This is a genomic window from Streptomyces sp. NPDC050546, from assembly GCF_044457425.1.
GTDB lineage: Bacteria > Actinomycetota > Actinomycetes > Streptomycetales > Streptomycetaceae > Streptomyces.
In genome coordinates, this window is the sequence record NZ_JBITGX010000001.1 from 695,691 (window position 1) to 716,577 (window position 20,887).

Annotated in this window: 22 protein-coding genes; 12 read left to right on the plus strand and 10 right to left on the minus strand. The window is 71.7% G+C overall.

What is annotated here, in order from left to right; all coding sequences use genetic code 11:
• The first annotated feature begins 23 nt into the window (after window positions 1–23).
• Window positions 24–707, plus strand: coding sequence for a glycerophosphodiester phosphodiesterase (locus ACIBK5_RS03125; protein WP_399015547.1), 684 nt, complete (start codon window positions 24–26; stop codon window positions 705–707).
• On the opposite strand, the gene ACIBK5_RS03130 is transcribed toward ACIBK5_RS03125, so the two are convergent.
• A complete protein-coding gene (locus tag ACIBK5_RS03130) occupies window positions 704–1,252 on the minus strand; it encodes a GNAT family N-acetyltransferase (protein WP_399015549.1) in 549 nt (182 codons plus the stop codon). The genes ACIBK5_RS03125 and ACIBK5_RS03130 overlap by 4 nt on opposite strands.
• Before the next feature lie 71 nt (window positions 1,253–1,323).
• Between ACIBK5_RS03130 and ACIBK5_RS03135 the strand changes: the two genes are divergently transcribed.
• A complete protein-coding gene (locus ACIBK5_RS03135) occupies window positions 1,324–1,716 on the plus strand; it encodes a VOC family protein (RefSeq protein ID WP_399015551.1) in 393 nt (130 codons plus the stop codon).
• 2 nt (window positions 1,717–1,718) lie between these two features.
• Here ACIBK5_RS03135 and ACIBK5_RS03140 read toward each other — a convergent pair whose 3' ends face one another.
• The 3 genes from ACIBK5_RS03140 to ACIBK5_RS03150 form a co-directional block, all read right to left on the minus strand.
• Window positions 1,719–2,633, minus strand: a complete 915-nt coding sequence (locus ACIBK5_RS03140) for an N-acetyltransferase (protein ID WP_399015553.1) — start codon at window positions 2,631–2,633, stop codon at window positions 1,719–1,721.
• Between the two features lie 119 nt (window positions 2,634–2,752).
• The gene (locus ACIBK5_RS03145) at window positions 2,753–3,328 is read right to left on the minus strand and encodes a MarR family winged helix-turn-helix transcriptional regulator (RefSeq protein WP_399016222.1); all 576 of its coding nucleotides are present in this window, start codon (window positions 3,326–3,328) and stop codon (window positions 2,753–2,755) included.
• Between the two features lie 275 nt (window positions 3,329–3,603).
• Window positions 3,604–5,268: an FUSC family protein gene (locus ACIBK5_RS03150; RefSeq protein WP_399015555.1), complete on the minus strand. Its 1,665-nt coding sequence runs from the start codon at window positions 5,266–5,268 to the stop codon at window positions 3,604–3,606.
• 161 nt (window positions 5,269–5,429) lie between these two features.
• On the opposite strand from ACIBK5_RS03150, the gene ACIBK5_RS03155 reads away from it, so the two are divergent.
• The 5 genes from ACIBK5_RS03155 (at window position 5,430) to ACIBK5_RS03175 (ending at window position 9,347) form a co-directional block, all read left to right on the plus strand.
• Window positions 5,430–5,963, plus strand: a complete 534-nt coding sequence (locus tag ACIBK5_RS03155; RefSeq protein ID WP_399015557.1) for a DUF5134 domain-containing protein — start codon at window positions 5,430–5,432, stop codon at window positions 5,961–5,963.
• A 71-nt stretch (window positions 5,964–6,034) separates the two neighbouring features.
• Window positions 6,035–6,970 carry a M56 family metallopeptidase gene (locus ACIBK5_RS03160; protein WP_399015559.1) on the plus strand — a complete coding sequence of 312 codons (936 nt, stop codon included), beginning with the start codon at window positions 6,035–6,037 and terminating at the stop codon, window positions 6,968–6,970.
• Between the two features lie 114 nt (window positions 6,971–7,084).
• On the plus strand, window positions 7,085–7,786 hold the full coding sequence (locus ACIBK5_RS03165) for a phosphatase PAP2 family protein (RefSeq protein ID WP_399015562.1): 702 nt from the start codon (window positions 7,085–7,087) through the stop codon (window positions 7,784–7,786).
• Window positions 7,787–7,795: 9 nt separating this feature from the next.
• Window positions 7,796–8,485 (plus strand): HAD family hydrolase, encoded by a 690-nt coding sequence (locus ACIBK5_RS03170; protein WP_399015564.1) that lies wholly within the window; start codon window positions 7,796–7,798, stop codon window positions 8,483–8,485.
• Window positions 8,486–8,660: 175 nt separating this feature from the next.
• Window positions 8,661–9,347 carry a TetR/AcrR family transcriptional regulator gene (locus tag ACIBK5_RS03175; protein WP_399015566.1) on the plus strand — a complete coding sequence of 229 codons (687 nt, stop codon included), beginning with the start codon at window positions 8,661–8,663 and terminating at the stop codon, window positions 9,345–9,347.
• On the opposite strand, the gene ACIBK5_RS03180 is transcribed toward ACIBK5_RS03175, so the two are convergent.
• Window positions 9,335–10,837, minus strand: coding sequence for an LVIVD repeat-containing protein (locus tag ACIBK5_RS03180; protein WP_399015568.1), 1,503 nt, complete (start codon window positions 10,835–10,837; stop codon window positions 9,335–9,337). The two genes, ACIBK5_RS03175 and ACIBK5_RS03180, sit on opposite strands and share 13 nt — an antisense overlap.
• A 190-nt stretch (window positions 10,838–11,027) precedes the next feature.
• Here ACIBK5_RS03180 and ACIBK5_RS03185 point away from each other — a divergent pair, with 190 nt between their 5' ends.
• Entirely contained in the window at window positions 11,028–11,681 is a 654-nt protein-coding gene (locus tag ACIBK5_RS03185; RefSeq protein WP_399015570.1) for a DUF305 domain-containing protein, read from the plus strand.
• A gap of 53 nt (window positions 11,682–11,734) precedes the next feature.
• Here the strand turns inward: ACIBK5_RS03185 and ACIBK5_RS03190 are convergent, their stop codons facing one another.
• Window positions 11,735–12,199: a DUF6214 family protein gene (locus tag ACIBK5_RS03190; RefSeq protein WP_399015572.1), complete on the minus strand. Its 465-nt coding sequence runs from the start codon at window positions 12,197–12,199 to the stop codon at window positions 11,735–11,737.
• Between the two features lie 210 nt (window positions 12,200–12,409).
• Between ACIBK5_RS03190 and ACIBK5_RS03195 the strand changes: the two genes are divergently transcribed.
• Window positions 12,410–13,753, plus strand: coding sequence for an FAD-dependent oxidoreductase (locus ACIBK5_RS03195; RefSeq protein WP_399015574.1), 1,344 nt, complete (start codon window positions 12,410–12,412; stop codon window positions 13,751–13,753).
• Here the strand turns inward: ACIBK5_RS03195 and ACIBK5_RS03200 are convergent.
• Complete coding sequence (locus tag ACIBK5_RS03200) at window positions 13,750–14,100, minus strand: ArsR/SmtB family transcription factor (protein WP_399015576.1); 351 nt, start codon at window positions 14,098–14,100, stop codon at window positions 13,750–13,752. The genes ACIBK5_RS03195 and ACIBK5_RS03200 overlap by 4 nt on opposite strands.
• 117 nt (window positions 14,101–14,217) lie before the next feature.
• On the opposite strand from ACIBK5_RS03200, the gene ACIBK5_RS03205 reads away from it, so the two are divergent.
• Window positions 14,218–15,297 (plus strand): NADH:flavin oxidoreductase/NADH oxidase, encoded by a 1,080-nt coding sequence (locus ACIBK5_RS03205; RefSeq protein ID WP_399016224.1) that lies wholly within the window; start codon window positions 14,218–14,220, stop codon window positions 15,295–15,297.
• 101 nt (window positions 15,298–15,398) lie between these two features.
• Here the strand turns inward: ACIBK5_RS03205 and ACIBK5_RS03210 are convergent, their stop codons facing one another.
• Both ACIBK5_RS03210 and ACIBK5_RS03215 read right to left on the minus strand, forming a co-directional pair.
• Window positions 15,399–16,661, minus strand: coding sequence for a PHB depolymerase family esterase (locus tag ACIBK5_RS03210; protein ID WP_399016226.1), 1,263 nt, complete (start codon window positions 16,659–16,661; stop codon window positions 15,399–15,401).
• A 130-nt stretch (window positions 16,662–16,791) separates the two neighbouring features.
• The gene (locus ACIBK5_RS03215; RefSeq protein ID WP_399015578.1) at window positions 16,792–17,874 is read right to left on the minus strand and encodes a non-reducing end alpha-L-arabinofuranosidase family hydrolase; all 1,083 of its coding nucleotides are present in this window, start codon (window positions 17,872–17,874) and stop codon (window positions 16,792–16,794) included.
• Window positions 17,875–18,182: 308 nt separating this feature from the next.
• Between ACIBK5_RS03215 and ACIBK5_RS03220 the strand changes: the two genes are divergently transcribed.
• Entirely contained in the window at window positions 18,183–19,160 is a 978-nt protein-coding gene (locus tag ACIBK5_RS03220) for a polysaccharide lyase family 1 protein (RefSeq protein WP_399015580.1), read from the plus strand.
• Window positions 19,161–19,224: 64 nt separating this feature from the next.
• Complete coding sequence (locus ACIBK5_RS03225) at window positions 19,225–20,013, plus strand: pectate lyase (protein WP_399015582.1); 789 nt, start codon at window positions 19,225–19,227, stop codon at window positions 20,011–20,013.
• 104 nt (window positions 20,014–20,117) lie between these two features.
• Here ACIBK5_RS03225 and ACIBK5_RS03230 read toward each other — a convergent pair whose 3' ends face one another.
• On the minus strand, window positions 20,118–20,876 hold the full coding sequence (locus tag ACIBK5_RS03230) for a PaaX family transcriptional regulator C-terminal domain-containing protein (protein WP_399015584.1): 759 nt from the start codon (window positions 20,874–20,876) through the stop codon (window positions 20,118–20,120).
• Window positions 20,877–20,887: the final 11 nt, after the last annotated feature.

Consider the following 20,887-nt stretch of genomic DNA (forward strand, 5'->3'; position numbering starts at 1 on the left):
TGTCGACGGAAGAGAGTCGCGTCTTGAACTTCCTCACCATCGGTCACCGCGGAATCATGGGTGTGGAACCAGAGAACACCCTCCGGTCCTTCGTCGCCGCCCAGGAGGCCGGCCTCGACGCCATCGAACTCGACCTGCATCTGAGCAAGGACGGCGCGCTCGTCGTCATGCACGACACGGACGTGGACCGCACGACCGACGGCAGCGGGCCCATCGCCGAGAAGACCCTGGCCGAGCTGCGCGCCCTGGACGCGGGCCGGGGTGAGCGGGTGCCGGTGTTCGAGGAGGTCCTGGAGGCCGTCCAGTCACCGCTCCAGGCGGAGATCAAGGACGCGCAGGCGGCGCGGGCGCTGGCCGAGGTGATGAACCGGCGCGGGCTGGCCGGCCGGGTGGAGGTGTCCTCGTTCCACGACGAGGCGATCGCCGAGATCAAGCCACTGGTGCCGGGTGTGCGGACCGCGCTGATCGCCAGCCGCTACGGCACCGACATCGTGGACCGTGCCGTGGCGGCCGGCGCCGAGACCGTCTGCCTGAACATCCGGCGGCTCACCCTGGAGATCGTCGAGCGTGCGCGCAAGGCGGACCTGAAGATCATCGGCTGGGTCGTGAACACGCAGGACCATCTGCGGCTCGTCCGGGCGTTCGGCCTGGACGGCGCGACCACCGACCACCCGGACATCAAGCGCACCGGCCGTTTCACGGCCTAGCCGAGCTCCTTGACCAGCAGCTCGAAGGCCAGGTCCTCGCGCTGCGGGATGCCGAAGCGCTCGTCGCCGTACGGGAAGGGCGTCATCCGACCCGTACGGCGGTAGCCGCGCCGCTCGTACCAGGCGATGAGGTCGTCGCGTACGGAGATCACGGTCATGTGCATCTCCGTCACGCCCCACGTCGCGCGGGCCAGCGCTTCCGCCTCCGCGATGATCACCTTGCCGAGGCCCTCGCCCTGGAGCCGGGGGCTGACCGCGAACATCCCGAAGTAGGCGTGGTCACCGCGGTGCTCGAGCTGGCAGCACGCGACGATCCCGCCCTCCCGCTCCACGGTCAGCAACCGGCCGTCGTCCGACTTGATGACGGCCAGCACGCCCTCCGGGTCGGTCCGCTGCCCCTCGAGGATGTCCGCCTCGGTGGTCCACCCGGTCCGGCTGTCGTCGCCCCGGTACGCCGACTCGATCAGTGCGACCAGCTCGTCCACATCGGCGTCGGTGGCATCGCGGAAGGTCAGTCCGGTGGCGGCGTTCTCGGCGGTGTCCATGGGCGTGCGTCTCCGTTTCCGGGCGTGGCTGGGGCATGGACGAGAGTAGCGCCGCCACTAGGCTCTCGTGCATGGTGCATGTACTCAGCAGCCGGATCCTGCTCCGCCCGTCCGACCCCGAGCGGTCCCGTGCGTTCTACGGCGAACAGCTGGGCCTCGCCGTGTACCGGGAGTTCGGCACGGGTCCCGAGCGCGGCACGGTCTACTTCACGGGCGGTGGCTTCCTCGAGGTCGCGGGCCGGTCCGAGACTCCCCCGGCGCCGGACGTACGGCTGTGGCTCCAGGTCGACGACGTGGCCGCGGCGGAGGAGGAGCTGCGGGCGAAGGGCGTCGAGATCGTGCGGCCGGCGGTGAAGGAGCCGTGGGGCCTGGTCGAGATGTGGATCGCGGACCCGGACGGGACGCCGATCGTGCTGGTCGAGGTCCCGGCGGACCACCCGATGCGGTACCGGCCCGGCATCTGAGGTCACCCGGGGCGGTGCTCCCAGACCCGGTCGGTACGGGTCAGTTCGTGGAAGCCCGCGCCCGCCAGGAGGTCGAGCCCGGCGCTGTCGGCGGCCGTTTCGTAGGCGACGAGCCGGTCGACGCCGCACAGGCGGAGCCAGCCTGCGGCCTGGGCCAGAAGCCAGTGCTCCAGGCCGGTGCCGCACTGCCCGGGATCGACGTGGAGGTTGCCGATGTCGGCCAGGCCCGCGGCGCGGGCGTGCCGCTCGGGGCGGGCCAGGGCCGTGTCCACCTCGACGAAGCCGAGGGCGCGACCGTCGGCGCGGGCCGTGAAACGGGTGCCGCACTCCCCCAGTGTGCGTTCGACCGTGACGCCCGGCCGGGGTTCGTGCGCCGGCAGGTCGGCGACGCGGGCGATCAGGATGACCTCGGTGTCGCCGATGTGCCGGAATCCGGCGCGTTCGTAGACGGCCCGGATGTGGGGCCAGTTGCGGGGCAGGCCGTAGACGAGCGGGGCGGGCAGTGCGCCGTCGGCGTACCGGACGCGGGCGTCCCAGCGGGCGAGCTGTGCCAGGCACGCCCGCATCAGCAGGTCGGCGGCCCGGTCGGCGTCCGGCCAGTGCGACGCCGTGGGCCGGTGGACGAACCAGTTGATCTCGGCGCTGTCCCGATAGGCCTCGCCGACCTCGCCGTCCGCGCGGTAGCGGAGCAGATGGGCGGCGGCGACGACGCACCGGCGCTGCTCGGCGACGAGTGTGGTCCGCTCGGCCACCCACGGGTCGGTGATGAACTCGCCTGGCTGCCGCTCCAGGTCGCCGAGAACGGTGTTCACGGAGACGGAGACGCCGGGGACGACCGCCGCCACGTGCATGTTGACCAGGTCGGTGAGCTGGTCGCGGTCGGCTCGGCGGAAGGGGCGCACCTCGAGCGCGGGCATGGGGTACCTCCGGGCAGGTGAAGGAGCTGGAGGCCGCCACGCGGTGCGGTACGGGGTGAGGGTACGTCGGGGCCGGTGCGTCACGCCAGTGGGGGATGACGCCCCCGGGCAGGCCCGGTTCAACCCCGCAGCGCGCCCAGGCGTCCCTCCAGCTGGCTCAGCAACTCCCCCAGCAGCGCTGCGAGTTCGCCCTGACCGGGGGCGTCCAGGCCGGACAGGGCCGCTGTCTCGTAGGCGAGCTGGGCGGGCAGGACGCCGTCGACGAGTTCTTGCCCGGCGTCGGTGAGGCGCAGGTGGGCGACGCGGCGGTCGCGGCTGTCGATCCGGCGTTCCACCAGGCCGCGTTCGGTCAGCTGCTTGAGGCGTTTGGTGACGGCGGCGCCCGAGGAGAAGGTCTCCCGGGCCAGCTCCCCGGGGGTCAGTTCGTGCCCGGTGCGGCGCAGCGCGCCCAGCAGATCGAACTCCGGGCGGCTCAGACCCGCCCGGCGCAGCGGCGCGTCCTCGGCCTGCTGAAGGAGGGCGGCACAGCGGTTGATCCGGCCGATGACCTCCATCGGCCCGGTGTCGAGCCCGGGGTGCACGGCCTGCCACTGCCGCACGACAGCGGCAACGGTGTCGCCCCGCCGGCCACCGGCCGGGTCGCCTTCGACCGCGGGGACCTCGCCGGCCGACTCCCCGCCTCCGGCCGCACTGATGCCGTCGGCTACCTGTGGGTCGGCGGGATGCTCCCCGGTCGCGGATGCCTCGTCGGCCAACCCCACTCCGGCCCCACGGGCCCCGTCGACTGCCCGCGGGTCGGCGGGATGCTCCCCGGCCTCGTGGGCCCCGGCGGCCAGGTTTCCTCCGGTCGACCGCGCCCGGTCGGCCGTACGCCCCTCGGGGAGGTCGTCCCCCGCCCGTGGGGTCCCGGACGCCGGATGCGGTCCGGGTCCCGAGTCGTCTCCCGTGGGCGATGGTCCTTCCGTCGCCGTCATGGCCGTGCGTCCTCCGTATCCGTACCCGTGCCCCGCTCCGGGAGCAGCCCCTGGCGTCGTGCCGTAGCGGCGAGCGTACGGTGTCCGGACTGCTCAGCGAGCACGACCCGCTCCTGGGGCAGGGCGCGCTGCCACCATTCGCCGGCCGCGGCGTCCGCGGTGGCCCGCAGATCGGCCAGGGCGACGGCGAGGCCGCGGCGGGCCGACTCCAGGGCGGCGGTGCCGGGGTCCGGCTCGGCCAGGAGGCGGGCGGCGCCCTCGCGCGCCCGGTCGGCGGCGGCAAGGGCCCGCTCGACACGGTCGCCCGCTCGCCGGTTGGTGACGGCCACGGCGGCGACGAAGCCGACCAGGGCGCCGACGACCGTGTCCACGACGCGCTCCGTCATCAGCTCGCCGGGCTCCTGGAATCCGGCGAACTCGGTGATGAGCAGGGCCATGGGGGTCACGCAGACGCTGCCGAGCCAGTAGTTGCGGCTGATCAGCACCTCGGCGCCGAAGCTGAACGCGAGGCAGCCCAGCACGAGGACCGCCTGGTCCAGGTGGGCGAGCGGTGCGACGGCCGCGAAGACGAGCACGCCGAGGACGTTGCCGACGACCCGCTGGACGGCCCGGCTCCAGGTCAGGGCGATGTTGGCCTGGTAGAGCGAGGCGGCGGTGACCAGGGCCCAGTAGGGCCGGCCGATCCCGAGGGCGAGGGAGGCGTAGCCGGCGAGTGCGCAGCCGAGCGCGGTGCGCACCGCGAGCGGGGTCAGCGGGCCGAGCCGCGCCCAGAGGGAGCGGGCCGCGTCCACACCGAGCAGTTCGTCGGTGGCCGCCCGGGGCAGCCCGGCCTGCGGGACGGGCCCGGTACCGCGCAGCGCACGGGCCCACGCCCGCAGCCGGCCGGCGTCCGCCTCCGCCGGCGCCGCGAGGGCGACCTCGGCCCGTACGACGAGCCGCTCAAGAGCGCGCCGGGTCCGGGAGGGTGCGCCCGTGGACAGCAGTGACTGCCAGGCGGCCTGGACGGCGGCGTAGCCCGCGGCACGGGCCCCTGCGTGACCCTCGCCCGTGCCGCCCGTGTCGGCGTACGCGGCCGCGGCCTTCAGCGCACCGGCGGTGGCGCGGCGCTCCGGGCCGTGCGGCCTGACCAGCGCGGGCGCCATACAGACCAGCCAGGCCCAGGCACCCGTCGCCGCGGCCAGACCCAGATGGCCGGGTACCTGGGCGAGATCCTGCGGCACGAACAGCGAGGCGGAGCTGACGAACGTGAGGACGACATTGCCCGGCGGGCCGACCCGGGTGGCGTCGCACAGCACCTTCTGCGCGGCGGCCAGCAGGGCACCGACCGTGACCAGCACGACGGCGCTGCCGGTGAGCGAGGCGGCGACCAGGGCGACGGCGAGCCCGCCGAGCATGCCGAGCACCACCCACACCAGGGTCCCGGCCCGGGCGGCGTAGGGGCGGTTGTGGGCGTACAGCGCGCACAGGGACCCGGCCATCGTGTACATCGCCAGGTCGAGCCGGCCGAGCGCCAGGAGGGTGAGGTTGGGCGGGGCGATCGCCGCGACCACGCTCAGCGCGGGCTTGAACCAGATCTCGGAGGGCCGGCCGACGCGCAGCACGCCCGCCAGCGGGAGTCGCCGGGCGGGAGGGGAGGTGGGTGTGGGATTCGCGCTGCTCATCCTCACAAGGTTAGCAGGTGTTTTACTCGTGAAATATAACCGTGGACAGAGGCGCTCACCTGCTGCGCTCCGTCGGATGCTCCCCGTGTACACCCTTGCGCTCGCGTGCGCGCCGCATCGCCTGGGCATCGAATGACCGACTGTCGAGCGGGGAGGTGCGCGTGCACGGACCGGCTTCGTCCGGCTGGCTGCTGGTGGCGCTCTGCGCGGTGACCGGCGCCTACTGCCTGGTGCGGATGCGCAGCGGCGGCGAGGCGCTGATGGGGTTCGGAATGGCCACGATGGCGGTTCCGGCGGCGGTGTTCTCCCCGCCCTCGTGGGCCTGGCTCGCGTACGCGTCCGTGTTCGGGGCGGCGGCGGTGCACGCGCTGTGGGCGGCGCGGGCGGGGGCGCACCATCTGCATCATCTGGCGGGAGCCGCGGCGATGGTCTACATGTCCGTCGTCATGGCCGGCTCTCCCGCACACGCGCACGGTCGGGGCGGATCGGGAGTTCCGCTGCTGACGGGGGTGTTGCTGCTGTACTTCGCCGGATATGTGCTGCTGACGGGCGTCCGGCTGGTGCCGGTGCCGGCCGTGGCCGGGAGCGGGGCCGCGGGCGGCGGGTCCGCCGGGTGGGGTGCCCGGCCCGAGCTGGCACGGGCCTGCCGGCTGTCCATGGGGATCGCGATGGTGACCATGCTGCTGACGCTGTGATCCGTTGCCTGCGTCACTTCGGCGGCTCAAGTCGTACCCCTGGGCGGCGCCGCGCTCATAGGCTGCCTCCCATGATGCTCCCCGCGGCACTGCTGCTGCTCGGCGCCCTGACCGCCGTGGTGGCTCCCCGGCTGCTCGCCCGGGCGGACTGGCCCGATCGTGAGCCGGTGGTGGCGCTGTGGGTGTGGCAGTGCGCGGTGGCGGCCGTGCTCGTGTGCTGTGCGCTGTCGATGACGCTCAGCGCGGCGGCGGCCTGGCACGCGGTCGGCGGGCATGTCTTCGCGACGGCGCCGAGCGCCGCCGTCGAGGCCTATGCCCTCGGTACGGCGGGCCCTTGGGCGGCGACCACGGCGGTGGCGCTGGCCTGCGGGGGTCTGTGGAGCGCGGCGATGCTGGTACGCGAGGTCGGCCGGGCGCGCGCCCGGCGCCGCAGCCGGCGGGCCGATCTGCTGGTCCGGGCCCCGCTGCTGCCGGGCGAGGTGGCCGTGTCCGGCCGGCTCGTCGTCCTGGAGAGCGAGCGGCCCGACGCCTGGTGGCTGCCCGGCACTCCGCCTCAACTGGTCGTCACCACGGCCGCGTTGCGCCGGCTGAAGGGGCGGCAGCTGGATGCCGTGCTCGCCCATGAGCAGGGGCACGCACGGGCCCGGCACGACTGGCTGCTGAACTGTTCCTCGGCCCTGGCGGGCGGCTTTCCGCAGGTGCCGGTGTTCGCCGCGTTCCGCGACGAGATGCACCGCCTGGTCGAACTCGCCGCCGACGACACGGCCTCCCGCCGCTTCGGCCGTCTGACCACGGCCCTGGCCCTGGTCGAACTGAACGAGCACCGCGGTGTGTTCGGCCCTTGTCCGACACCGCAGGCCCATGTCCCGGCGCGGGTGCACCGCTTGCTCACTCCCCCGGACCGGCTGACCGCCGCACACCGTCTGCGGCTGACGGCGGCGGCCGCGCTGGTGCCCGTGGTGCCGGTGCTGCTGGCGTTCGTACCGGGACTGCGGGCGCTGGGATAGCCGACGCGTGTGACACGGGCGCCGGGCCTTCGATGTGGCCGAAGTCCGTGGTTTCTGATCCGAAGATCACCGCCGCACTGGATCCGGAGCCCCGGGTTCGGCGAGGATCGCATCATGCACACCCCGTCCGTGGACTCCCCGCCCCGTCCCGAGCACCGCACCGCCGCCGGTTCCGCCGGTGTCCTGGCCCTGTGCTCGGCTCTGCTGCTGACCCTGGTCGCGGTCAGATGGAGCCCGTTGATCACCACGGACAAGGACATCTCCGGCACCACCCACCGCTGGGCGGTCGAGGAAGACGGCATCACCCAGGCGTTCCGCGTCCTGACGGACTGGGTGTGGGACCCGTGGACGATGCGTCTGCTGTGCGCGGCGGTCGTCGTCTGGCTCGTCATGCGGCTCGCGGCACACTGGACGGCGGTCTGGCTGATGGTGACCGTCTCGCTGGGCACACTGCTTCAGCAGGGTCTCAAGGCGGCTGTGGATCGTCCCCGTCCGGTCTGGCCCGACCCGGTCGACTCGGCCCACTATTCGGCCTACCCGTCGGGCCACGCCATGACCGCCACGGTCGTGTGCGGCCTCCTGCTGTGGCTCCTGCACCGTCACGGTGTGAGCCGTGCCGTGTGGCGTACGGCCCTGACCGTGGCCGTCGTCTCCGTGATCGGGGTCGGGCTGACCCGCGTCTGGCTGGGCGTGCACTGGCCGTCGGATGTGGTGGGCGGCTGGCTGCTGGGCGCGACGGTGGTGGCCCTGGCGGTGTGGGTGCACCAGCGCGCCGGCATCCGTGAACATCCGCGGGAGCCGGGCGCGCCCTCGTAGGATCACCCCATGACCGCCGTGCTGTTCGACTTCTCCGGGACCCTCTTCCGTGTCGAGTCCACCGACTCCTGGCTGCGCGGCACCCTGGCCCGGACCGCGATCCGGCTCGCTGAGGCGGAGATGGCCGCCGCGGCGCGGGCGCTGGAGGCCGCGGGGGCGCTGCCGGGCGGTGGCGATCCCGCCCGGGTACCGGAGGAACTGGCCGAGGCCTGGCAGATCCGGGATCAGAGTGCCGAGCTGCACCGGGCCGCGTACACCGGCGTCTCCCGCCAAGTCACGCTGCCCGACCCGGCGTTGCACGACGCGCTGTACGAGCGCCACATGGACCCGGTCGCGTGGGCCCCGTACCCGGACGCCGTCGAGGTGCTCCGTACGCTGCGCGAGCGGGGCATCCCGGTCGGGGTGGTCAGCAACATCGGCTGGGACCTGCGCCCGGTCTTCCGCGCGCACGGCCTGGATCCCTACATCGACGTGTACGTCCTGTCGTACGAGCACGGCATCCAGAAGCCCGACCCGCGGCTGTTCGCCACCGCCTGCGAGGCGCTGGGCGCCGATCCGCGCCGGACACTCATGGTCGGCGACGACCGCCGGGCGGACGGCGGCGCCACGGCCCTGGGCTGCGGGGTGCACTTCGTGGACCATCTGCCGGTGACCGACCGGCCGGACGGGCTGCGGCCGGTCCTGGACCTGGTGAGCTGAGAGCCGCACCGCCGGAACAAACTGCCCGAGGCGACCATCCGGGCTTCTGCTCGCCCGCCTCGGACGATCCCCCGTGTCGCCCGAGGCAGACGGCATCCCCGGCTGGGACCGCGCGGCCCCGGCCGGACGCTCCGAGTATAGTTGGCTGGCAGCCAGTCAACGCAGGAGTTACAGCATGTCCCCGCGCAGCGCCTCGGTCAACGAAGAGTTGCGGAGACGTTCGAAGGAGCGGCTTCTGCAGGCGGCGGTCGAGCTGGTCGACGAGCGCGGGTTCGAGGCGACGACGCTCGGCGACATAGCCGACCGGGCGGGTTCGGCGCGCGGGCTGGTCTCGTACTACTTCCCCGGCAAACGCCAGCTCGTACAGTCCGCGGTGCACCGGCTGATGCATCGCACGCTGGAGGAGGCGCTGGAGCGCGAGCCGCGCACCGAGGACGGCCGGGAGCGGATGGCGCGGGCCATCGACGCGATCCTGGGCCTGGCCGGGGACCGGCCCGTGCTGATGCGCCAGCACATGGCCGGGCTGCTGCAGGCCGAGGGCTTCGTGCCCTGCCCGGAGCAGCGGCGGCTGGCCGAACTGCTGCGGGACACCGTCGCCCGGCTCGGGTCGCGTGACGTCGACAGCGACTACCCGATGCTGCGCGCCCTGCTGATGGGCGCCGTGTACGCGGCGCTGGTGCCGGGGGTGCCGATGCCGGTCCCGGTGCTGCGGGCCGAGTTGTTCGAACGCTACCGGCTCGACTGGGAGCTGGGTGTCCCGCCGGAGACCGGAGCCTCCGGCGGGACGGGTGACAGGGATCTGTCACGGTTCTTCGCGACCGGGGCCGCAACGGGGCACGGCCGGGAGGGTCAGTCGAAGTAGTCCGGCTGCGTCTGCGCGTTGAGTTCGCGCAGGTGGACCCGGCGGGCCGGGTCCGTGCGCCGGTCGTCGATCTTCAGGACGTCAAAGCCCCTGGCGTACTCGTTCGACCAGATGTAGCCGTTGTAGTAGTACGCCGACCACGAGCCGCCCGACTTGATCGTGTCCGTGGTCAGCGGGCCGCGGTCGAAGTAGGCGATCTCCTTCGGCTTGGCCGAGTCGGTGAAGTCCCAGACGGAGACACCGCCCTGGTACCAGGCCTGGACCATCAGGTCCTTGCCCTTCACGGGGATCAGCGAGCCGTTGTGGGCCACGCAGTTCTCGGTGTCCGCCTGGTGGCGCGGGATCTTGAAGTAGCTGCGGAAGACGAGCTTGCGCTTGTCGCCCTTGCCGACGATGTCGTAGATGCCGTCGGCGCCGCGGTTCGGTCCGATCTCCGCGTTGCACGTGGCCGCGCCGCCGCCGCCCAGCTCGTCGGTGTAGACGATCTTGTTCGCCTTCTGGTTGAAGGTCGCCGAGTGCCAGAACGCGAAGTTGACGTTGTCCTGGACGCGGTCGATGACCTTCGGGCGCTCCGGGTCCCTGATGGAGAACAGGATGCCGTCGCCCATGCAGGCGCCCGCGGCCAGGTCCTTCGACGGCAGCACGGTGATGTCGTGGCAGCCGGTGGTCTTGGAGACGCCCGGGTTGGTGGGTCCGCCCGGGTTGCCGCCGCCGTCCGGCCCCTCACCGGGGAACAGCACGGGGAAGCCCACGACCTTGGCCTTCTCGGGGGCGTTGCGCGGCACCTTGATGACCGAGATGCCGTCGTGCGGCGGCCGGCAGTCGGGGTAGGCGTCGCTCGGCGAGTACGAGGAGACGTACACGTAGACGTTCCGGCGCTCGGGCACCAGCGTGTGGGTGTGCGAGCCGCAGGCGGTCTCGACGGCTGCGACGTACCTCGGGTTGCGCTTGTCGCTGATGTCGAAGACCTTCATGCCCTCCCACGAGGACTTCTCGGTCGCCGGCTGGGTGGTGCTGGTGCAACTGCTGTCGCTGCGCGAGGAGTCGGTGGACAGGAACAGCAGGTCGCCGGAGACGGAGATGTCGTTCTGCGAGCCGGGGCACAGCACCTGGGCGACGGTCTTCGGTGCCTTGGGGTTGCTGATGTCGAAGATGCGGAAGCCGTCGTAGTTGCCCGCGAACGCGTACCTGCCCTGGAAGGCGAGGTCCGAGTTCGTGCCCTGGAGCACGTCCTTGGGGACGAACGCCAGGTGCTGGATGTTGTCGGAGTGGACGATCTCGTCCTGGGCGGGTATCTCACCCTTCTCGATGGCCTCACGGACCTCGGCCTGGGCGCTCTTGGAGACCTTCTTCGGCGCGGGCGGCGCGTCCCCCGGGTCGGGGGTGGCCCCTGCCGGTGCCGCTGTGAGGAGCGCGGCCAGCAGCCCAGCGGCGGCAGCGGCAACTCCCAGGCGTCTGCGGCGTGTTCTGCGGTCGTTCAACAGGATCACTGTTTTCCTCCCTGGTTCCGTTCACTGCGGAACGGTTCACGCACCACGCAGTATCGTCTTCGCCATGCACATACCAATAGAGGGCAACAGAATCGCAATGAAGTTTTGCGATCAATGACCCGCGGAAGCGTGCCAGTACGCCGTCCGCAACACGAGGTGCGTCCCAACCCGCCCGTCACAGGAGGTCGTTGTGCTGTTCCGCCGCGTGTCTCGTGCGTCCGTCGTCACGACGGGGCTGGTCGCCCTGGCCGTGCTCGCGGCCGGGGGCTGTGACTCCGGTCCGGACCGGAAGCCGGCCGCCGCCGACGGGCCCGCCGTGATCGCGCCGGGTGAGCCGGGCGAGGCGAACCGCACCCTGTCCGCCGAAGAGGCCGCCGAGCAGAACCCGGAGAACGACTCCCCCAACGCGGCGGACGTCTCCTACGCCCGGATGATGATCGAGCACCACGCCCAGGCCCTGATGATGACCGAACTCGCCCCGAAGCGCGCCGAGTCGAAGGACGTGAAGCGGATCGCCGAGCGCGTCGCGGCCGGCCAGGAGCCCGAGATCGAGGCCATGAAGGGCTGGCTGAAGTCGTACGGAAAACCGCTGAAGGCCGAGCGGCACGAGCACGCCGCGATGCCGGGCATGGCTACCGAGGCCCAGCTGAAGAAGCTCCGCGCGGCCGAGGGCAAGGCCTTCGACCATCTCTTCCTGAGCCTGATGACGACCCATCACCAGGGCGCGATCACCATGGCGACGGACGTGAAGGGGCAGGGCAACAACATCCGCGTCGAGGAGATGGCCGACGAGGTGATCGCTCAGCAGACCAGCGAGATCACGCGGATGCGGGACATGCTCTGAGCGGACTCCGGGGCGCGGCCGTGCCCCGGGCCGGCCCGCTCAGCCCGCCGCGCTCAGCGCCGTGCGCGGCGAGGTGCCAGCAGGCCCGCGTCCCGGGCCTGGCCGATCAGCCTCAGCGACTTGCGGCGGCTGTGCCCCGTCGCGCACATCACGGCGAGGACCGGGTCGGCACCGCCCTGCTGGGCCGCGCGGTACTCCTGTGCCACCAGCCACCGTCCCTCCGCGCCGCGCGGCCAGACCGGCCGGGCCCGACGCCCCGGGCTCGCGCAGCCCTCGGATTCCGGGCCGGCACCGGCGCCGCACGCCTCGGCCAGCGAATCCTCGAGCCAGTCGGCGAGCACCGCCAGGTCGTCGAGGGACAGCGCCGGCTGGGCGCGTACGTCCTCGACACCGACGCTTCCGCCGGCCACGACAGCCAGCGCGTCGACGTGGGCGCCGTCCGTGAAGGCGAGCCGGACGTCGAACCACCGCGTGGCGTCCTGGTTCTCCCGCACTTCCCACGCGGGCCGCACGGACACCGCGCCGTCCACCGGAGAGCGATCAGAAAGATTAAGAAAGGATGCTTCCAGCACACACGGAACGTAACCGCATGATCACATTCGCTATAGATCCGACACGCGCCCCGGTCGGAGCACTGCACCCTGTCAGCGGAGCCCGGCCGGTGCGATGCTGGAGACATCAGCGCTCTCCTGAGATCCCCCGGGATCTGACGGGTAAGGAGTTCCGCCGTGCTGCGAGTCGCCGTCGTAGGCTCCGGGCCGAGCGGGTGCTACACCGCCCAGAGCCTCGTCCAGCTGGACTCCGAGGTACGCGTCGACGTCCTGGACCGGCTGCCGTGCCCGTACGGCCTGGTCCGCTACGGTGTGGCACCCGACCACGAGAAGATCAAGTCGCTGCAGAACAATCTGCGCACGGTCCTGGAGCACGACCGGGTCCGGTTCCTCGGAGGTGTGCAGGTGGGCCCCGGCGGGGTGCCGGCCGCCCGGCTGCGGGAGCTCTACCACGCGGTGGTGTACTGCGTGGGCGCCGCCACGGACCGGCATCTGGGCATTCCCGGGGAGGACCTGCCGGGGAGCTGGTCGGCCACGCAGTTCGTGTCCTGGTACAGCGCCCACCCGGACGCCGTGGACGGCGGATTCCTGCGGGACGCCCGGTCGGCCGTGGTCATCGGCGTGGGGAACGTCGCCGTGGACGTCACCCGGATGCTGGCCCGGGGGCTGGCCGAGCTCAGCCCGACCGACATGCCGCAGGCGGCGCTGACCGCGCTGGCGGCGAGCCGGGTGACCGAGATCCACATGGTGGGCCGGCGCGGCCCGTCCCAGGCCCGCTTCACCACCAAGGAACTGCGCGAGCTGGGCACCCTGCCGGGGACGGACGTCGTCGCGGACCCGGCGGAGCTGACGGCGGACCCGGGGTACACGGACCCGTCCGCGCTCCCTGCCCCGCAGCGGCGCAACGTGGAGGTGCTGCGCGGCTGGGCCGAGTCCCCGCCGGCCGGCGCCCCGCACCGGATCCGCCTCCGCTTCTTCCTCCGCCCGGTCGAGCTGCTCTCCGAGCAGGGCCACGTGGGCGCGGTGCGGTTCGAGCGGACGACATTGGACGGGCACGGCGGACTGACGGGCACGGGCCGGTACGAGGACATCGAGGCACAGTTGGTGCTGCGTTCGGTGGGCTACCTCGGAGTGCCGATGGAGGGCCTGCCGTTCGACGCGAAGACCGGCACCGTGCCGAACCTGGCCGGACGGGTCCTGCGCGAGGGCGTGGTCACGCCGGGCGAGTACGTGGCCGGCTGGATCAAGCGCGGCCCGACGGGTGTGATCGGCACGAACCGCCCCTGCGCGAAGGAGACAGCGACATCCCTCCTGGAGGACGCCCCGCTCCTCGCCGCGAAGGACGTCCCCCAGGACACACTCACGGCCCTGCGGGCAGCGGGACTCGACCCGGTCGAATGGACGGGCTGGCAGTCGATCGAACAAGCGGAGGCGGAGCTGGGAGCGTCACTCGGACGCGGAGTGGTCAAGCTTCCGGACTGGGAGTCCCTGATGGAGGCCGCGCACGGCAGGGTTCCTTAAGGGGCCAGCCGCCCGGCCTGCCGCCCCGCCGCATCGAGCAACGCGTCCAGCAGCCCCGGAAACAACTCCTCCAGATCATCCCGCCGCAGCCCGTTCATCTTCGCCGTCCCCCGATACACCTGCCGGATCACCCCACTCTCCCGCAACACTCGGAAGTGATGCGTGGTCGTGGACTTGGTCACCGGCAGATCGAAACGCGAACAGGACAACTCCCCGCTCTCCGCGGCAAGCTCCCGCACGATCCGCAACCGCATCGGATCGGAGAGCGCGTGCAGCACACCCTCCAGCCGGATCTCGTCGCGCTCGGGATGCGGCAGGGCGCGGCTGCTCACGGCGGGGGACGTCACGGCGGCTCCACTTCCTAGGGAACCTCCATAGTACGAGAACCATCGTAGTTTGACATCCACCGTACTACGATGCCTATCGTACGAGTCGACACCGCCCCGTACCGAATGGAGTCCGCCGTGACCGCGCTCTTCGAGCCCTGGACCCTGCGCGATGTGACGATCCCCAACCGCGTGTGGATGCCCCCGATGTGCCAGTACTCGGCGGCACCGGAGGGCCCGGAGGCCGGCGTCCCGAACGACTGGCACTTCGCGCACTACGCCGCCCGCGCGGCCGGCGGCACGGGCCTGATCATCGTCGAGGCCACCGCCGTCTCCCCGGAGGGCCGCATCTCCCCCTACGACCTCGGCATCTGGAACGACACGCAGGTGGAGGCGTTCCGCCGGATCACCCGTTTCCTCGCCGAGCAGGGCACGGTACCCGCGATCCAGCTCGCACACGCCGGTCGCAAGGCCTCGACGGACCAGCCCTGGAAGGGCGGCGCCCCGGTCGGCCCGGACGCGTACGGGTGGGACTCCGTGGCGCCGAGCCCCCTCGCGTTCGACGAGAGGCACCCGACCCCGGCAGAGCTGACCGCCGACCAGATCGAGGACATCGTCGGACAGTTCGCGGCCGCGGCGCGGCGCGCCCTCGCCGCCGGTTTCGAGATCGCCGAGATCCACGGCGCCCACGGCTACCTGATCAACGAGTTCCTCTCCCCGTACTCCAACCACCGCACCGACGCGTACGGCGGCTCGTACGAGAACCGCGTCCGCTTCGCCCTCGAAGTGGTGGACGCCGTACGGGAGGTGTGGCCCGCGGACAAGCCGCTGTTCTTCCGTATCTCGGCGACCGACTGGCTCGAGGACGGCGGCTGGACCGCTGACGACACCGTCCGCTTCGCCGCCGACCTGCGGGCCCACGGCATCGACCTGCTGGACGTCTCCAGCGGTGGCAACGCCTCCGATGCCCGGATCCCCACCGGACCCGGCTACCAGGTGCCCTTCGCCGCCCGGGTCAAGGCCGAGACGCCCCTGCCGGTCGCCGCGGTGGGACTGATCACCGACGTCGAGCAGGCCGAGAAGATCCTGGCCAACGGCGAGGCCGACGCGGTCCTGCTGGGCCGGGAGCTGCTGCGCAACCCCTCGTGGGCCCGGCACGCGGCGCGGGAACTCGGCGGTGAGGTCCGGGTGCCGGACCAGTACCACCGGTCGGTCTGACCGGCGTCCGGGAAACCGGGTGCCGGTCGGTCTGATCGGCACCCGAGATCTCGGATGCCGATCGGTCTGACCGGCACCCGGATCTCGGAGCATCCGGTGGCTCAACCGGCCGTGCACGCCGTCCCGTTGAGCGTGAACGCGGCCGGAGCGGCACTGTTGCCGCCATGGCTCGCCTGGTAGCCGATGCCGACACTCGCGCCCGGCGCGATCGTGCCGTTGTACGACACGTTGGTGGCGGTGACCGTCCCGGACGACGGCGCGTAGGTGGCGCCCCAGCCGCCCGTGACGGTCTGGCCGGCGGGGAGTGCGAAGCCGAGTTTCCAGCCGTTGACGGTCGTCGTACCGGTGTTGGTGAGGGTCACGGACGCGGTCAGGCCGGTGTTCCAGGCGTTGACCGTGGACGTCACCTTGCAGGCGCCGGGCTGGGGCTGTGGCGCCGGGCCCGAGCTGTCCAGGCCGAAGAAGGTGAGCACACGGGAGGCCATGCCATGGGCGTACAGGTTGTGGCCGACGCCCTGGAGGCTGATGGCTTCCACGGGGGCCCGGTCACCCGTGGAGCCGTAGCGGCTGCGGGTCCAGCCGGACTGGGGTGTGTCCGTGGCGGTCGGCGTCTGGCTCACGCCGTGCACGTTCGTCCACTGCTTGATCTGCTCCCCGAAGTTGGGGTAGCGCAGGACGTCGTCCTGGGTGCCGTGCCAGATCTGCATCCGCGGGCGGGGGCCGGTGTAGCCGGGGTAGGCCTTCCGGACCAGGTCGCCCCACTCCTTCGGGGTGTGGGTGAGCGTGCCGCCCGAGCAGTCGCTGTTCCACTCGGAGCCGTTGGTGGTGGCGAAGCAGGCGAACGGGACGCCCGAGAAGGCGGCGCCCGCCGCGAACACGTCGGGGTAGTCGCCGAGCAGGACGTTCGTCATCATCGCGCCGGAGGAGATGCCGGTGGCGAACACCCGCCCGGTGTCGGCGTCGTAGGTGCGGGTGACCCAGTCGATCATCGACTTGATGCCGACCGGGTCGCTGCCGCCGCCGCGGCGCAGCGCCTGGGGCGAGGAGACGTCGAAGCACTTGCTGCTACGGGTGACGGACGGGTAGAGCACGATGAACCCGTACTGGTCGGCCAGCGTGTCGTACTCGGTGCCGTTGTACATGTCCGGGCCGGAGCCGGTGCACCAGTGCACGGCGACCACGACCGCCGGGTTCGGCCTGACGCTCTCCGGCACGTACAGGTACATCCGCAGGTTGCTGGGGTTCGTACCGAAGTTCGTGACCTCGGTGAGGGCCGCGGCGGGCACGGCCTCCTCGCGGGCAGAACCGCCGGCCGGCTCGCGGGCGGCGGCCGAGGGCGCGGTGAGCACCGTGGCCGCGAGCATCGGCAGCAGCGCGGCGACGAGTGCGAGGAGGACCGACCGCAGCGGTCTCCTCGTCGTGGGGCGGGGGGTGGCAGGCACGTCCGTGTCCCTTCCGTTGTGAGGCGCGGCTCGCAGGACGTCGTACGGCGGTTCAGCAGGTGGGGTTCGTCTGGGTCAGCAGGGCGAGCCGCCAGGGCAGCCGGTAGTACTCGCCGCTCGACGCGGGGTCCATGCCCTGGTAGAGGAACCGCAGACGGCACGGGTCGATCGTGAGGGTCTGGTCGACGCCGGAGCGGATCATCTCGCCGTGGCTGAAGTCCCTGGTCCAGGCCGGCTGTCCGGCCTCGAAGGTGACGTTGCTGTTGCGGGCGAAGGGGTTGGCCTCGGTGTCGGCCAGCGGCGTCCAGGCGCCGCCCAGTCCGTCGGAACGCCAGGCCCGGAAGTAGCGCCGCCAGTCGGATCCGGTCGCGAGCGCCTCGACGAGCATGAGGTAGCCGGAGCCGTCGCCGAGCCGGTAGACGTTGCCCCCCTCGAAGAGGTCGAAGCGGTTGGGCTCGGACAGCACGATGGCGGTGTCCCGGAAGCCGTTGGGGAACGCGGCGAGGCTGGTGCGCGAGCGGTACTGGTGGCCGTTGCCGTCGGAGAAGAACAGGTAGCAGTCCGTCCGGTCGCAGGTCGTCCAGAAGTCGAGCCAGGCGCCGTCGCCCTTGTTCTCGGTGACGATCGGCGGCTCGCTGCCGAAGAAGTCGCGCGGCGCGCTCCAGCTGAGCGGGTCCGAGGGGTCCTTGGTCGTGGAGTAGGAGGGTGGGCCGGTCTGGTAGACCATGTACCAGGTCTGCTGGGGCGCAAAGTAGAACACCTGGGGCGCTGCCGCGTACCGGTTGCCGATGTTCGGGTTGGCGTCCAGGAACGTCTGGGGCGCCGAGGCGGCCTCGGACCAGTCGGTGAAGCTCGTGTGTCCGAGGCTCCAGCGTCCGGCGGTGTCGGCGGTCGTGAAGTAGACGTGCCAGCGGTCCCGGTAGCGGAAGACCGTCGGGTCCTTGACCGACAGGATCGGGTGGGCCGCGTCCGGCTTGGGGCTGATCAGCGGGCCGCTCGATGACCATGTGAACGAGCCGGGCAGCGATCTCTCGTGGCCGGGCCGCGAGGTGCCGGCGGCCGCCGGTCCCGGCGGCGCGGCCAGGGCACCGACGGCCACCAGCATGAACACGAGTCCACTGACGAACGTACGCATGCGCGGAGTCCTCATCGACCCGCCCTCTCGTGAAGGGAAGCGTTCGTCGGCATGGTGACATGCACATGGCTTTCATGGAAGCGCTCCCACGCCATCCCCGCGACGCCCGCGGCCTGACCAGGACCGGCCGAATGTGTTCTGCGCGAGGCGTTGACTAGAAAGCGCTTGCCCCCTACGTTCCGTTCAGCAGTGTGACCGCGACCTCCGGGCCGGTCGTACGCAGCGCGCGCGGTGAACAACATGGCGAACGTCATTCATGTACATGACCGACCTGCACCATGACGGCACCACGAAGGGACGCACCCCACATGCGTACTCCCCCACGTACACGTGTACACAGATCCACCCTCGCCGTCGCCGCCGCGTCCGCGTTGGCGACCGTGGCGGTCCTGGCCGTTCCCCAGCCGGCCGGGGCCGCCGAGACCTCGCCGATCGGGTTCGGCGCGGGGACGACCGGCGGCGGCAGCGCCTCGGCGGTCACCGTCTCCACGCTGAGCGCCTTCAAGTCGGCGGTCACCGGCAACACGGCCAAGGTCGTCCGGGTCAACGGCCTGATCTCGCTGAGCGGTCAGGTCGACATCGGGTCCAACACGACCGTTCTGGGCGTGGGTTCGGCCTCCGGGTTCACCGGTGGCGGACTGCGGCTGAAGAAGGTCTCGAACGTCGTCGTCCGCAACCTGAACATCAGCAAGCCGGTCGCGCCCGCCGACGGCATCACCGTCGAGGCATCCACCAGGGTCTGGATCGACCACAACTCCTTCTCGGCCGACCGCGACCACGACAAGGACTTCTACGACGGCCTGCTGGACGTCAACCACGGCGCGGACAACGTGACGGTGTCCTGGAACACCTTCAAGAACCACTTCAAGGGCTCACTCGTCGGCCACAGCGACAACAACGCGAGCGAGGACACCGGCAAGCTGAGGGTGACGTACCACCACAACCACTTCGCCAACGTGTACTCGCGCATCCCCAGCCTGCGCTTCGGCACCGGGCACTTCTACAACAACTACGTCGAGGGCGCCGACACCGCCTGCCACTCGCGCATGGGCGCCCAGATGCTGGTCGAGAACAACGTCTTCCGCTCGACGAAGATCGCGGTCACCACGAACCGAAGCAGCGACGTCGACGGATACGCCAACCTGCGCGGCAACGATCTCGGTGGAGCCGCGACCGAGGTCTCGCGCGTCGGCAGCTTCACCAGCCCGCCGTACGGCTATTCGGCGGAGCCGGCCTCGTCCGTCGTCACCTCGGTGACGTCGGGTGCGGGCGCCGGAAGGCTCTGACACCCCGTCCGCCCGGACACCGCAACTCCCCCTCACTCACTCAGACGACAGAAGGAATCGGGACATGACTTCTGCGACACGTCCGCGCGCCCGCAGGCGCGCGCTGACCGGAGCACTGGCCACCCTCGGCCTTTCGGTTGGCATGATCATGACCACCCATGCACCCACTGCGAGCGCGGCCACCTGGCCGACCCCCAACGGCAGCCAGGGCACCTCCTCCACCATCTCCGTGTCCGGCACCAAGGACTACGGGATGAAGCGGTACTACGGCACCGGGGACCTGGCCGGTGACGGACAGCAGGAGGGCCAGGACCCGATCTTCAAGCTCGCGAACGGCGCGGTGCTGAAGAACGTCATCCTCGGCGCCCCCGCGGCCGACGGCATCCACTGCGAGGGCAGCTGCACGCTCCAGAACGTCTGGTGGGAGGACGTCGGCGAGGACGCCGCCACCTTCCGCGGCGGCAACGGCGCCACGTACCAGGTGATCGGCGGCGGCGCCAAGAAGGCGGCGGACAAGGTCTTCCAGCACAACGGCGGCGGCACGCTGAGCATCTCCAACTTCGCGGTGCAGGAGTTCAAGACGCTCTACCGCTCCTGCGGCGACTGCTCCACGCAGTACACGCGCAAGGTCAACCTCAGCAACATCGACGTGACCGGCACGGGCTCCACCGCGCGCATCGTCGGCATCAACGTCAACCGCAACGACGCGGCGACGCTGCGGGGCATCACGATCCGCAACGACTCCGGCCGCAAGGTCGTCCCCTGCCAGAAGTACAACAACAACACCGCTGTGGGGTCGGGACCCGACAGCAAGAACTGCCTGTACTCGACCTCGGACGTCACCTACAGGTAGTAGATAGCGGTAGTAGCCACCGGTAGTACCTCAAGCAGCCCCCCCCCCACGGTGAAGGCGGCCGTGCGCAGCGTCCCGGCGGGCGCCGCGCACGGCCGTCCGCGTCATGCGCCCCGCACGCGGGCGCGGACCTCCCCGATCAGCTCCTGCTGGTAGTCGGTGTAGGCCACGCGCAGTTCGGCGCCGGGCCAGTCGGCGGGCAGGATCCCGGGCGGCAGGACCGGATCGGCCAGCAGGTGCCGTACGACGGCGGCGAAGGCGGCCAGGCGATCGGCCGGGCGGTGTGCGTCGGCGATGTGGCCGAGCAGCGCGCGGGCCGTGGCAGGCCAGGTGACCAGCGGCCACAGGGACGCGGCCAGGTCGCGCGGGGGCCGGTCGGGGCGGGCCGTATAGCACTGGGACACCTGGTCCAGATCGCCGGGGAGGGCTCGGTCCAGGTTGGCGGGCCGGAGCCAGACCCCCTCACGGAGTTCGGCGAGGCGGAGTCCGGTCAGCCGGGCCCGCAGGTCGGCGCGTTCGGCGGGGCCGCGCCCCGTCGCGGTGATCACGACCATCTCCCAGTCGCCGTCCCACGCGCGGGTTCGAGGGTGTACGGCGTCGTCCTGGCGGCGCTGACGTTCCAGCAGCCGGTCGCTGAGGCGGTAGCCGATGTCCGTGCGCCGCAGGTCACCGGCGGCCACCATCCGGCTGAGCGCCGCCCGCAGCGTGGAGCCGCCGACGTCGAAGCCCTCCACGAGCCGCACGAGCTCCCTGACGGGCAGTTCGGGGGGATGCGTCCCGAGCAGCAGGCTCAGCACGACCGACCGCGCGGACAGGGGGCGCAGGTCGAGTGCGCCGGGCCGCGCCGGGACGTTCATCGGCATGGTCACGTACT